Origin of the sequence: Pseudomonas migulae, from assembly GCF_043225285.1 — a bacterium.
Lineage (GTDB): Bacteria > Pseudomonadota > Gammaproteobacteria > Pseudomonadales > Pseudomonadaceae > Aquipseudomonas > Aquipseudomonas migulae_C.
In genome coordinates this window covers 620,063-632,603 of the sequence record NZ_CP171224.1, presented here as the reverse complement: position 1 = coordinate 632,603, position 12,541 = coordinate 620,063, and the positions used below count along the sequence as shown (strand labels likewise).

Genomic DNA, 12,541 nt, shown 5'->3' with positions numbered 1-12,541 from the left:
CTCAGACCATGGCCAGTCGCTGTTTACTGTGTGGCGCGCGAAACGCTTGGTCCAGCGCCTCCAGATCCCCGACTTCAAGTTGCAATTGCGCGGCTTGCGCATTCCGGTGCACGTGTTCAGGCCGGACCGCTTTGGGGATGGCGATTACACCATCCTGTCGCAGAATCCATGCCAGCGCTACCTGCGCCGGTGTTGCCGCGTGACGGGCGGCGACTTTGTTCAGCGTCGGGTGGGCCAGTAATTGCCCGCCCTGGCCGATAGGGCAGTACGCCATCAATGGCTGCCGATGCTGCTGGCACCATGGCAACAAATCAAATTCTATGCCGCGTTCTTCCAGGTTGTAGAGCACCTGATTGGTGGCGCAGGCCGGGGCGGCCAGTTCCTGTAGGTCATTGACATCGAAATTGGACACGCCCCAACGGCCGATCTTGCCGTCTTCGCGCAGGCGTTCGAAGGCTTCGACGGTTTCCTCAAGGGGATACTGGCCGCGCCAGTGCAGCAGGTACAAATCGATGTAGTCGGTGTTCAATCGGCGCAGGCTGCGCTCGCAAGCCTGGGGGATGCCTTTGCAACTGGCGTTGTGCGGGTAGACCTTGCTGACGAGGAAGACCTGATCGCGCAGGCCGGCGATTGCTTCGCCGACCACTTCTTCGGCGCCACCCTCGGCGTACATTTCGGCGGTGTCGATCAGGGTCATGCCCAGTTCGATGCCCAGGCGCAGCGCGGCGACCTCGTCGGCTTGCTTGGTTGGATCTTCGCCCATGCGCCAAGTGCCTTGTCCGATGATGGGAACCTGGACGCCGGCGAGTTCGAGGGTGCGCATGAATGCCTCCTTTGTGTTGTTTTAGGGATACTTCGGTTGGCAGCAGGATAGCTTATGGGTTCCCTTGGGTTGGGTTCTGGTATGTGTGAATATCCGTTGCTTCGGTAACGGCTTCTATTGGTTTCGCCCTTACGGCGAGTTACTTGGAAAAGCGCCAAGTAACCAAGCGCTCTTGCCCCTTTCGTTCGGTGCCTCGCTAAGGCTCGGCATTCCCTCGTTCCGGTCCTGCTCCGTGGGCCCGCCGCGATCGGCCATCCCTGGCCGTGCGCGGCTAACCCGGCATCCATGCCGGGTTGCCCACTGCGCAGAACCTCCACTCGGCCTCTCGAGGGGGCGACCACCGCCACAGCCGTCGAGGCGGCCTTAAAGCCGACCTGGCTCTCTGGTGTCTGCGTTCCCTCATTCCGGATATGTACACCGCCCCCCGTGTAGGAGCTGGCTTGCTGACGATTTACGTTAACGATGACGCGGGCTGTCTGGATAAACGCGGTGCCCGGGCGTTTTTCGCGAGCAGGGCTCGCTCCTACAGAAAATCGGGTTCGTACGGTCAAAACTGTAGGAGCCGGCTTGCTGGCGATGGACGTCAACGATGACGCGGGATGCCTGAATCAACGCGGTGTCTGGGCGCTTTTCGCGAGCAGGGCTCGCTCCTACAGGGGATCGGGTTCGTACGGTCAAAACTGTAGGAGCCAGCTTGCTGGCGATGGACGTCAACGATGGCGCAGGGCGGTCTGGATGAGCGCGGTGTCCGGGCGTTTTTCGCCAGCAAGCCGGCTCCTACAGGGATTGGGTTCACACGGTCAAAACTGTAGGAGCCAGCTTGCTGGCGATGGACGTCAACGATGGCGCGGGCTGTCTGGATGAGCGCGGTGTCCGGGCGTTTTTCGCCAGCAAGCCGGCTCCTACAAGGGATCGGGTTCACACGGTCAAAACTGTAGGAGCCAGCTTGCTGGCGATGGACGTTAACGATGACGCGGGCAGTCTGGAGGAACGCGGTGTCTGGGCGTTTTTCGCGAGCAGGGCTCGCTCCTACAAGGGATTGGGTTCACGCGGTCAAAATTGGAGGAGCCGGCTTGCTGGCGATGGACGTCAACGATGACGCGGGCTGTCTGGATGAACGCGGTGCCTGGGCGTTTTTCGCCAGCAAGCTGGCTCCTACAGGGATCGCGTACGCTTTTGATTTTCACCACTCATCAGGCCTAGCGTTAGCTCGCCTTGGCTTTTGATCTTGCGGTGCACGCCCCCCGAGAGGCCGAGTGGAGGTTCTGCGCAGTGGGCAACCCGGCATGGATGCCGGGTTAGCCGCCCCCGGCCATGGATGGCCGATGGCGGCGGGCCCACGGAGCAGGACCGGAGCGAGGGAATGCCGAGCCTGGGCGAGGCACCGAACGAATGGGGCAAAAGCGCTTGGTTACTTGGCGCTCTTCCAAGTGACTCGCCGTAAGGGCGAAATCATTAGCCGCCGTTACCGCAGCAACGGATATTCACCCAAAGCCCCAAAGCCCCCCTAACGAGCCGAAAACTTAAACACCGTGCTCTGGCTATAAGTCTTCCCCGGATCCAGCCGCGCACTCGGAAAGCCCGGCTGATTCGGCGCATCCGGATAATGCTGAGTCTCCAGCGTAAATGCACTCCAGTGCGCATACGTCTTGCCCGCCTTACCCTTCACCGAACCATCGAGAAAATTGCTGGTATAAAACTGCACACCCGGCTCAGTCGTATACAGCTGCAAACGCCGCCCGGATTGTGGATCGCTGACATCGGCCGCCAGTTTGCCCAGATCCCCCTTGGCATCCAGCACCCAGTTGAAATCGAAGCCACCCTGTTTCGGTTCAGCAAATTTCAACTGCGGATGATCCGCCTTGATGTGCTTGCCAATCGCTGTCGGTTGGGTGAAATCCATCGGCGTACCCGCCACCGGTGCAATCTCGCCGGTCGGGATTAACGTACCGTTGACCGGTGTGTAATGGCTGGCATGCAAGGTCGCGACCTGCTGCAACACGTCGCCATTGCCCGCGCCGGCCAGGTTGAAATAGCTGTGGTTGGTCAGGTTCAACACCGTGGGTTTATCCGTGGACGCCTTGTACTCGATGCGCAACTCGTTTTGCTCATTGAGGCTGTAAGTCACCTCGGTCTTCAGGTTGCCGGGAAAACCCATCTCGCCGTCCGCCGACAGGTACGTCAGGGTCACGCCCACCGAGTCCTTGCCTTTGACCGGCTCGGCTTTCCAGACCCGTTTGTCAAAACCCACCGGCCCGCCGTGCAGTGAATTCGGGCCGTCATTGAGCGGCACCTGGAAGCGCTTGCCGTCGAGTTCGAACGCGCCGTTGGCCAAGCGGTTGCCGAAGCGTCCGATGGTTGCGCCAAAGTAGGCCTTGCCGCTCTGATAACCCTGCACGTCATCGAAACCGAGCACCACGTCCTCGGACTTGCCGTGTTTGTCCGGCACGGCGAGGGCCTGCAGTGTCGCGCCGTAGGTAATGACGGTGGCCTGCATGCCATGGCTGTTGCGCAGCACGTATTGCTCGACGGGCGTGCCGTCACTGGTTTTGCCGAAGGTTTTGTGTTCGCTGGACAGGCCGGCGGCCTGGGCGCTGAGGGTGGCGATCATCAGGGACAGTCCAAGGATGCAAAGAGGGTGTCGGGATTGAAGCATGGTTGACCTTCCTTTTTGTTTTTTATAAGTAGTCATACTAGTTATCGATGTTCAACTCGATAAGGAAGGATTTATAGCTGGTTCTGGCGAAATCGCTAAAATAAAGTATGACTAATGTGTTGGCCATTCAGATTTGTAAACGGTTAGCACCGCACTTTTTCGTTATCCATGGCTCTATCCTTGGCAGCCAGCGGCGATTCCCTCTGCCGGCCCATGCCCAAGTTCAAGCACCCATGGCCCGAGTTTTACCCCTCACCGCTGTGCACATCCGCCGCCATTGCCTGCTGCTTGCCGTCCTGTCGATGCTGTTCACTGGCGGATGCAGCCAGCAGCAAGGCCGGGACATCGTCAGCCAGTTTCGTGAAGGCCGGCCGCAGGAATTCCTCCAGACCAGCGTCGACCGCATGGCCACTCTGGCGATGCGCGATAACCTCGACAGCCTCTATCTGCTCATGGGCAAGCTCTACCTGCGTAATCCGCAGGAGCTGAAAAAATCCGGTTTCCTCGACGCGCGCACGGCGGTCAAACAAGTGCGCATGGCCATCGAACAGCAACAACCGCTGCCGACGCTGGGGGGCAAGAAGGATCTGGCGGCGCTGAGTTACGCCATGAGTCCGGAGTTTCTCGGCGACCGGGTCGGTGCGTTCATCTATGCCATCGGCAGCATGCTGGTCACCGCGCATGGCAACCGGCTGGAGTTCTACATGACCGATGCGATCAACCCGACCTTCGTCAACAACGCCGCGCGCAACATCGAGAAAGCCACCTGGATCCTCAGCCAGCGGCAGGACAAGAACGGCGAACTCCTGCTGTTTTCCAACGAGATCTCGGAGGAGGGCAGCAACCTGAGTTTCGCCGTGGAGTTCGGCAAAATCACCGCACGCCTGGACCTGCTGACCCAGATGCTCGACGAGCGCTACCGGCGGATCGGCCTGAACTATGCGCAGAGCCTGCTGTTCCTCAACTTCCTCCCCGTCCAATAAATCTCACACCTGTAGGAGCCGGCTTGCCGGCGATGGCGTCCGCACCGGCGATGCACATCTTGAGGGCCTCATCGCCGGCAAGCCGGCTCCTACAAGTGCTCTTCGGTATAACGATAGACCGCATCGTTCTAAGTGGTTATAAGAAAAATCGCTATCCTGCGGGCCAGTTTTTTCATGCGTTTGTGCGGGCGTGTTAATGGATTTGGTCAATTTCGGTTTGGTGGTGGCGGGTTTGGTGGTGGGCTTCATCGTCGGCATGACCGGCGTGGGCGGCGGCTCGCTGATGACGCCGATCCTGCTCTGGTTCGGCATCAACCCGGCGACGGCGGTGGGCACGGACCTGCTGTACGCGGCGATCACCAAGTCCAGTGGCGTGCTGGTTCATCGCAAGAACAAGAACATCGACTGGGCCATCACCGGCTGGCTGACCCTCGGCAGCGTGCCGGCGGTGGCGCTGACGTTGTGGTTCCTCAGCAGCCTGCAAACGTCCCCCGACGCCATGAATGCTGTGATCAAACAGGCGCTGGGCTTTGTGCTGTTTGCCACCGCGCTGGCGATTTTCTTCAAGAAACGCTTGCTCGATTTCGCCCACAAGCGCGCAGGCGGCACCTACAACCCGAGCGGCAAACGCTTGAACGGGCTGACCGTGATCACCGGTCTGGTCCTCGGCACCATGGTCGCCCTTACGTCCATCGGCGCCGGCGCCTTGGGCACCGTGGCGTTGTTCATCCTCTATCCGCTGCTGCCGACCCGCCGTTTGGTCGGCACGGAAATCGCCCACGCCGTACCGCTGACCCTGGTCGCCGGTCTCGGGCACGCCAGCATGGGCAACATGGATTGGCACGTGCTGGGTTTCCTGCTGGTTGGTTCGCTGCCGGGGATTTACCTGGGCAGCCACCTGACAGGCCGCATCTCCGATGAAGTGCTGCGTCCTTGCCTGGCCACGATGCTGGTGCTGATCGGTTACAAACTCGCCTTCTGATTTCCAGATGAGGCCAGCCTGTTGCGCTATGTCCGCCCTGACCTAAGCTTGGGTCAGGGCGAAACACAATTGCGGTGCGTCACCCGGAACGATCGCCGCGATGCGCAATCATTAGAGCGTGGATATCAAAAGGAGATGCGCATGCTCATCAGGTCTTTGACCCTGGCAACCTTGCTGGCGATTGCCGGCCCCTTGCTCGCCGCCGATGGCGACTCACCGCTGGACATGGACAAGGGCAGGTCCCGGCCATTGATTGTCATTGCGCCAAGCACGGTCGACCCGGCATGGATCAGCCTGAAAAAATCCCTGGATGAACCGGCCAATCGCAAAGAGTTCACCGACCGCAATATGGTCCTGTACACCGTGCTCAATCTGATGGGCCAGCGCGAAGGCAAGGACCTCGGGCCGCAAGACACGGCGGCCTTGATCCGCTCGCTCAAGCTGGGTGCCGGGGCCAAGACCAAGGTGATCCTGGTCGGCAAGGATGGCGAAAAGAAACTCGAACAATCAGACACGGTGGACCTGAAGGCGATCTTCAGTGCCATCGACCAGATGCCGATGGCCGAGAAAGAAGCCGCGCCACCGACCGTCGCGGCACCCGTCACTGAAGCCGAGCCGGCGAAGGACGCAAAAGGTACGAAAGCGGGCAAGCCGACGAAACCGGCGAAGCCCGCCAAACCACCGGAAATGCCTGACGATTGAACACTCAAATCGCGATGTACTAACGAAAATGGGCGACCTCAACAGGTCGCCCATTTTTTGTATCGGGGTCGAATCTTGCCCGGCTATTTGGCCAATGCGCTCAATATCGAATGAGCAATCCTGATCCTCTCCGGATTCGGATAGTTCTTGTTGGCCAGGATCACAATGCCAATGTCCTTCGCCGGCACATACGCCACGTAAGCACCAAACCCTCCGGTCGAACCGGTCTTGTTGAACAGCACGCTGCCCGGTTGAGCCTGCGGCGGGTTCAACCATTTCACTTCATGAGCCTCCATCGCCATTTGCGACGAGTTGCCCGCCAGCAAGGTGTCGAGGCTGACCGGGTAGTTGTAGAACTCCCAGCCCAGGCCCTGGGTCATGTCGCCGACCTTGTAGTAACCGGTGTGCGTCGTGGCGATGGCCTGTTGCAGCGGTGCTTCGAGCCCCGAAGGTTTCATGTTCGCTTCAACGTAGCGCAGCAGATCCGCCGCGCTGGTTTTCACCCCGTAGGCTTCGGAATCCAGTGCCCCCGGGCCGACCCTTACCGGTTTGTCATCCTTGTTGTAGCCCTGGGCGTACCGCGCCGTTTCGGCCTGCGGCACCTTGAGGAAGGTGTGCTGCAACCCGAGTTTTGGCAGCAAGGTCTTTTCCATCAGCTGATCAAACGGCTGGCCCATGCTTCGGGCCGCGAGATAGCCAAACAGGCCCAGGCTCGGGTTCGAATACTGTCGATGGCTGCCGGCGGGGTAGAGCGGTTTCCACTGCTTGAAATAGCCGAGCATCTTGTCTGCTTTGTCCGCCTCGCTCGGAAATTGCAGCGGCAGGCCACCGGCGCTGTAGGTGCCGAGTTGCAACACGCTGATCTGGTCGAACGCGCTGCCGCGCAAGGCGGGCAGGAGCTCACTGGCCTTGTCGGACAGGGACAGTTTGCCGCTGGCCTGGGCGTAGGCGGCCAGGGTGGCGGTGAAGGTTTTGCTCACTGAGCCAATCTCGAACAGCGTGTCCGCGGTGACTGCCGTGCCAGTTTCCTTCGACGCCACGCCGTAGTTAAAGTAATGCGGCTTGCCGTTGAGGGTGATGGCGACGGCCATGCCTGGAATGTGTTGTTGCTGCATGACCGGAGTGACGGCGTCTTTGACGGCCGTTTCGATCTGCTGGTCGGTCGGGCTCGCGGCAGCGCAATAACCCGTGCCGAATAGAAGCCCGAAAGCGCTGTAGGATAAGGCCTTGCCGAGTCTTGAGTTTTGCATGAGAGCGTCGCTGTCCATGAGGTTTTGATCGATTTCCCCGCTGCACGTCGAGCCGTTTCAAATAGGTCCGTCGATGAGCGTGGCAAAATCTATTCACTTTTCCAGTCGTCGACAAACGACGTTAATTCGGATGAGCCATTAGAAAATTTAGGGATTGGACATGATCCGGCCACAATTACCGCTCAACGCACTGCGCGCCTTCGAAGCGTCCGCGCGACACCTGAGTTTTACACGGGCGGCGGTGGAGTTGTGCGTCACACAAGCCGCGGTGAGTCATCAGGTCAAGGGCCTGGAAGCCCAGCTCAACGTCACGCTGTTCAAACGCTTGCCCCGGGGCTTGATGCTGACCAGTGAAGGGGAAACCCTGTTGCCGGTGCTGCGCGAGTCCTTCGACCGCATTGCCGAAACCCTGGGACGTTTCGAGGGCGGGCATTTTCGCGAAGTGCTGACGGTGGGCGCCGTGGGAACGTTCGCGGTGGGCTGGTTGTTGCCGCGCCTGGCGGACTTCCAGGCGAAATATCCGCACATAGATTTACGGCTGTCGACCAACAACAATCGGGTCGACGTCGCGGCGGAAGGGCTGGATTTCGCGATTCGGTTTGGCGCGGGGGCGTGGCACGGGATTGAAGCAGTGCGCCTGATCGAGGCGCCGTTGTCAGTGTTGTGCGTGCCGCAAATCGCGCGTCAACTGCGCACGCCCGAGGATCTGTTGCAGCAAACGCTGCTGCGTTCCTATCGCACGGACGAATGGCCGGAATGGTTTCAGGCCACCGGGCTGCCGGCCCATGTCGCGCCGCCTCGAAGCATCGTCTTCGATTCGTCGCTGGCGATGATGGAGGCCGCGCTGCAAGGGGTGGGCGTGGCATTGGCGCCGCCACTGATGTTCGCCCGGCAACTGGCGGCAGGTGCGATCGAGCAACCGTTCGCCATCGGCATCACCACCGGCAGCTACTGGCTGACCCGTTTGCAGTCGCGGCCCGAGACCTCGGCGATGGCGGCGTTCAAGGGATGGCTTTTGCAAGCCGCCCAGTTAGTCGGTTAAATACCACAACCCCTGTGGGAGCGAGCCTGCTCGCGAAGGGGCGTCACGTCCGACATTTAAGTTGACTGACACGCCGCCTTCGCGAGCAGGCTCGCTCCCACAGGGGGGATTGCGGTGCTGTGATGGGGTTAGCGCACCAGGCAAGGCCGCTTGTTATCGAACTTCCACCCCGGAATCAGAAACTGCATCGCCACGCTGTCATCCCGCGCGCCCAGCCCCATGCCCTTGTACAGTTCATGGGCCTTGGCCAGCTGATCCAGATCCAGTTCGACCCCCAGCCCCGGTTTCTTCGGTACCTGCACGCAACCGTCGACGATTTGCAGTGGGGCCTTGGTCAGGCGCTGGCCGTCCTGCCAGATCCAGTGGGTGTCGATGGCGGTGATGTCACCCGGCGCGGCGGCTGCGACGTGGGTGAACATCGCCAGGGAAATATCGAAGTGGTTGTTGGAATGCGAGCCCCAGGTCAGGCCCCATTCGTGGCACATCTGCGCCACGCGAACCGAGCCCTGCATGGTCCAGAAGTGCGGGTCGGCCAGCGGAATGTCGACCGATTGCAGCTGGATCGCGTGGCCCATTTCCCGCCAGTCGGTGGCGATCATGTTGGTCGCGGTTTTAAGCCCCGTGGCGCGACGGAACTCAGCCATCACCTCGCGGCCCGAGTAGCCGTTTTCCGCACCGCACGGATCTTCGGCGTAGGCGAGGACGTGATGCTGGTCCCGGCACAAACGGATCGCGTCCTTCAGTGACCACGCGCCATTCGGGTCGAGGGTGATGCGCGCATCGGGAAAGCGTTCGGCCAGGGCCGTGACGGCTTCGATTTCTTCATCGCCGCTGAGCACGCCGCCCTTGAGCTTGAAGTCCTTGAAACCGTAACGGGCGTGGGCGGCTTCCGCCAGGCGCACCACGGCGTCAGCGCTCATGGCTTTCTCATGGCGTACGCGGAACCAGTCGTTGTCGGCGTCCGACTCGCTGCGATACGCCAGGTCGGTCTGGTTGCGATCGCCGACATAAAACAGATAGCCGAGCATCTTCACTTCATCACGCTGCTGGCCTTCGCCGAGCAGGGCGGCGACCGGCACGTCCAGGTGCTGGCCGAGCAAATCCAGCAGCGCGGCTTCGAGGCCGGTGACCGCGTGGATGGTGATGCGCAGGTCGAATGTCTGCAGGCCGCGGCCGCCGGCATCACGGTCGGCGAAGGTCTGGCGCACTTGATTGAGGATCTTCTGATACGTGCCGATCGGGCTGCCGACCACCAGGCTGCGAGCGTCTTCCAGGGTCTGGCGAATGCGCTCGCCACCGGGCACTTCGCCGACGCCGGTGTGGCCGGCGTTGTCCTTGAGGATCACGATGTTGCGGGTGAAAAACGGACCGTGGGCGCCGCTCAGGTTGAGCAGCATGCCATCGTGACCCGCCACTGGAACCACTTGCATGCTGGTGATGATCGGGGCTTTTGCGCTGTCGTTTGCGTTCATTTTCTTGTCCTTGTAGGCCGATGTTCAGGCGTGCTGGGGCGCTGGTTTGCCCGGTGCCAGGTCAGGTGCAGGTTTGGGAGTGTTGCGTGCAGCGAAGACGATGATTGCGGCAATGATCGAGGTCGCGGCCAGGCCGTACAGCCCGCCCTGGATTGAACCGGTGTGTTCTTCCAGCAGGCCGAAGGTGGTCGGCGCGACGAAGCCGCCAAGGTTGCCCACCGAGTTGATCAGCGCGATCACGCCGGCAGCGATTCGTGCATCCAGGTACGCCTGTGGAATCGGCCAGAACAGCGACGATGCCGATTTGAAACCCAGAGCCGCGAAGCAGATCGCCACGAAGGCGAAGACCGGCCCGCCGGTGGTGGACATGAACATCCCGGCCGCCGCGATCAGCAGGGCAGCGGCGACCCAGGCTTGCTGGTGTTTCCATTTCGCCGATAGCGACGCGAAGGCGTACATGCCGACAATCGACAGCAGCCACGGAATCGAGTTGAACAAGCCGACCTGGATATCGCTGAGGTCGCCCATCTTCTTGATGATGCTCGGCAGCCAGAACGTTGCGGCGTAAATGGTCAGCTGGATGAAGAAGTAGATCAGGCAGAACAGGATGATCTGGCGATCCTTGAGCAGCTTGCCCAGGGACGGCTTGATCGGTGTTGCGGCTTCGCGAGCAATCTGTTCGGCGTCGATGGCGTGGACCAGCGCGTCCTGCTCTTCGCGGGTCAGCCATTTGGCGTCGTGGGGTTTGGAGTCCAGCCAGAACCAGACGAAAACACACAGGCCCACCGAGAACATGCCTTCAATGAAATACATCCATTGCCAGCCGTGCAGGCCGAGCCCGTTGATTTGCAGGAGCAGCCCGGACAGCGGGCCGGAGATCAGCGAAGCGACGGCCGAACCGCTGAGGAAGATCGCGATGGCCTTGCCGCGCTCGACACCTGGCAGCCAGCGAGTGAAGTAATAGATCACCCCCGGAAAGAACCCGGCTTCGGCCACGCCCAACAGGAATCGCAGGATGTAGAAGTGCGTTTCGTTCTGGATGAATGCCATGCCGGCGGCCACCAGGCCCCAGGTCAGCATGATGCGGGTCAGCCAGATTCGCGCGCCGACTTTTTGCAGGAGGATGTTGGAGGGGACTTCGAACAGCGCGTAACCGATGAAGAACAGACCGGCACCGAGGCCGTAGGCGGCGGCACCAATGCCCAGGTCATGTTCCATGTGGGCGCGGACGAAGCCGATGTTCACGCGGTCGATGTAGTTGACGATGAACATGATGACGAACAGCGGCAGAACGTGGCGTTTCACTTTTGAGATGGCGGACTTCAGGACCGAATCGGTGCCGTCGTGCATCCCGGAGATGGATGTACTCACTTGGTTTTCTCCCACTGATTATTTTTATGCGGGGTGTTGCTGAGTGTTGCGTTGTTGCTAGACATCATACAACTGCGTTTTTTCCTTTCGCAAGCGGTAATGTCCAACGAAATGGCTCTTGTGTTGTGATTTGTTATTCTGTGATCGCCACGATTAACGGTCTTTTTGAGATGGTTTTGTGGCAGTTGTTGAGTGTTGTCATACAAGTTGGCGTGTGTTTGTTGAGGCTTCTATCCGGGCGTGGTGCTACGATTCCGTCAGCTCCACTCCCGGATGACCGCCATGCAAGAAGACCTCGACGCGCCTGCCCGCAAGCGCACCCACAACCTGGCCCACGACCTGGTCGCCAAACTGACCCAGAGCATCCTGCTGGGCCAGATGTTGCCGGGTGACAAGTTGCCGTCAGAGAACAGCATCGTGCTGGAGCACGGGGTCAGTCGCACCGTGGTGCGCGAGGCGATCTCGAAGTTGCAGGCCTCGGGCCTGGTGGAAACCCGGCACGGCATCGGTACGTTCGTGATCGAGCGCGCGCCGGAGCAGGGGCTGCGGCTGAACGTCGACACGGCGCTGGGCGTGCGCAGCATCCTTGAGTTGCGCATGGGCCTCGAAACCCAGGCCGCCGCCCTGGCGGCGATGCGCCGCACCGATCACCAGTTGGCGCAGATGCGCGAAGCACTGGACGATTATCAAAGCCTGCTCGCCAACAACGACAGCTGCGTCGAAGCCGACAAGCGTTTTCACCTGCTGATTGCCGAAGCCACGGGTAACGTGTGTTTCACCGAAATCATGCAGCACCTGGGCAGCGCGATGATTCCCCGGACCCGGGTCAACGCCGTCGAGCGTGGCGCGGCGGATCTGAGCAAGCTGGGTCAGCTTGCCAATCTCGAACACGAGGCGATTCTCAACGCGATCAAACGCCAGGATGCGGATGCGGCGCGGGCGGCCATGTGGCTGCACCTGACCAACAGTCGCGACCGCTTTCTCGCGGACCGCGATTAGCCGCCTGTCTACTCGACCGCACCCCGGTCGCGTGCCTGATTCCAATGAGTACGGCCCAGATTTGCTGGACCTCATCAGTGAGGTGCGTCATGGCTAGCTCAATGGATCACGATGCTCCACCCGGCATGGACCCCGCGCGGGATCCGGCGGACACGGAACCCGATCGGCCCGAAGACTGGATGGACCCGGACGCGGAAGAAGAGGTGCCGCCTGCGGATGAGCCGACACCGCTGTCCGATGATCGGCGATAAACAAGAACCC

At 60.7% G+C, this 12,541-nt stretch carries 11 protein-coding genes; 6 read left to right on the top strand and 5 right to left on the bottom strand.

Going from position 1 to position 12,541, the window contains the following annotated elements; translation table 11 throughout:
* Position 1: 1 nt before the first annotated feature.
* On the bottom strand, positions 2-823 hold the full coding sequence (locus tag ACF6ZU_RS03040) for an aldo/keto reductase (protein WP_392890452.1): 822 nt from the start codon (positions 821-823) through the stop codon (positions 2-4).
* Between the two features lie 1,507 nt (positions 824-2,330).
* Positions 2,331-3,479 carry an aldose epimerase family protein gene (locus ACF6ZU_RS03035; protein ID WP_392890451.1) on the bottom strand — a complete coding sequence of 383 codons (1,149 nt, stop codon included), beginning with the start codon at positions 3,477-3,479 and terminating at the stop codon, positions 2,331-2,333.
* 233 nt (positions 3,480-3,712) lie between these two features.
* Here ACF6ZU_RS03035 and ACF6ZU_RS03030 point away from each other — a divergent pair, with 233 nt between their 5' ends.
* The 3 genes from ACF6ZU_RS03030 (at position 3,713) to ACF6ZU_RS03020 (ending at position 6,146) form a co-directional block, all read left to right on the top strand.
* Positions 3,713-4,462 carry a hypothetical protein gene (locus ACF6ZU_RS03030; RefSeq protein ID WP_392890450.1) on the top strand — a complete coding sequence of 250 codons (750 nt, stop codon included), beginning with the start codon at positions 3,713-3,715 and terminating at the stop codon, positions 4,460-4,462.
* Positions 4,463-4,658: 196 nt separating this feature from the next.
* Complete coding sequence (locus tag ACF6ZU_RS03025; protein ID WP_392890449.1) at positions 4,659-5,444, top strand: sulfite exporter TauE/SafE family protein; 786 nt, start codon at positions 4,659-4,661, stop codon at positions 5,442-5,444.
* A gap of 141 nt (positions 5,445-5,585) precedes the next feature.
* Positions 5,586-6,146, top strand: coding sequence for a DUF4174 domain-containing protein (locus ACF6ZU_RS03020; protein WP_392890448.1), 561 nt, complete (start codon positions 5,586-5,588; stop codon positions 6,144-6,146).
* 83 nt (positions 6,147-6,229) lie between these two features.
* Here the strand turns inward: ACF6ZU_RS03020 and ampC are convergent, their stop codons facing one another.
* Positions 6,230-7,396, bottom strand: a complete 1,167-nt coding sequence (gene ampC / locus ACF6ZU_RS03015; protein WP_392890447.1) for a class C beta-lactamase — start codon at positions 7,394-7,396, stop codon at positions 6,230-6,232.
* A gap of 160 nt (positions 7,397-7,556) precedes the next feature.
* Between ampC and ACF6ZU_RS03010 the strand changes: the two genes are divergently transcribed.
* The gene (locus ACF6ZU_RS03010; protein WP_392890446.1) at positions 7,557-8,438 is read left to right on the top strand and encodes a LysR family transcriptional regulator; all 882 of its coding nucleotides are present in this window, start codon (positions 7,557-7,559) and stop codon (positions 8,436-8,438) included.
* 128 nt (positions 8,439-8,566) lie between these two features.
* On the opposite strand, the gene gudD is transcribed toward ACF6ZU_RS03010, so the two are convergent.
* Positions 8,567-9,910, bottom strand: coding sequence for a glucarate dehydratase (gene gudD, locus ACF6ZU_RS03005; RefSeq protein WP_392890445.1), 1,344 nt, complete (start codon positions 9,908-9,910; stop codon positions 8,567-8,569).
* Positions 9,911-9,934: 24 nt separating this feature from the next.
* Complete coding sequence (locus tag ACF6ZU_RS03000) at positions 9,935-11,281, bottom strand: MFS transporter (protein ID WP_392890444.1); 1,347 nt, start codon at positions 11,279-11,281, stop codon at positions 9,935-9,937.
* Between the two features lie 282 nt (positions 11,282-11,563).
* On the opposite strand from ACF6ZU_RS03000, the gene ACF6ZU_RS02995 reads away from it, so the two are divergent.
* Entirely contained in the window at positions 11,564-12,280 is a 717-nt protein-coding gene (locus ACF6ZU_RS02995; protein ID WP_392890443.1) for a FadR/GntR family transcriptional regulator, read from the top strand.
* A gap of 89 nt (positions 12,281-12,369) precedes the next feature.
* Positions 12,370-12,531, top strand: a complete 162-nt coding sequence (locus ACF6ZU_RS02990; RefSeq protein ID WP_392894017.1) for a hypothetical protein — start codon at positions 12,370-12,372, stop codon at positions 12,529-12,531.
* The last annotated feature ends 10 nt before the right edge of the window (positions 12,532-12,541 follow it).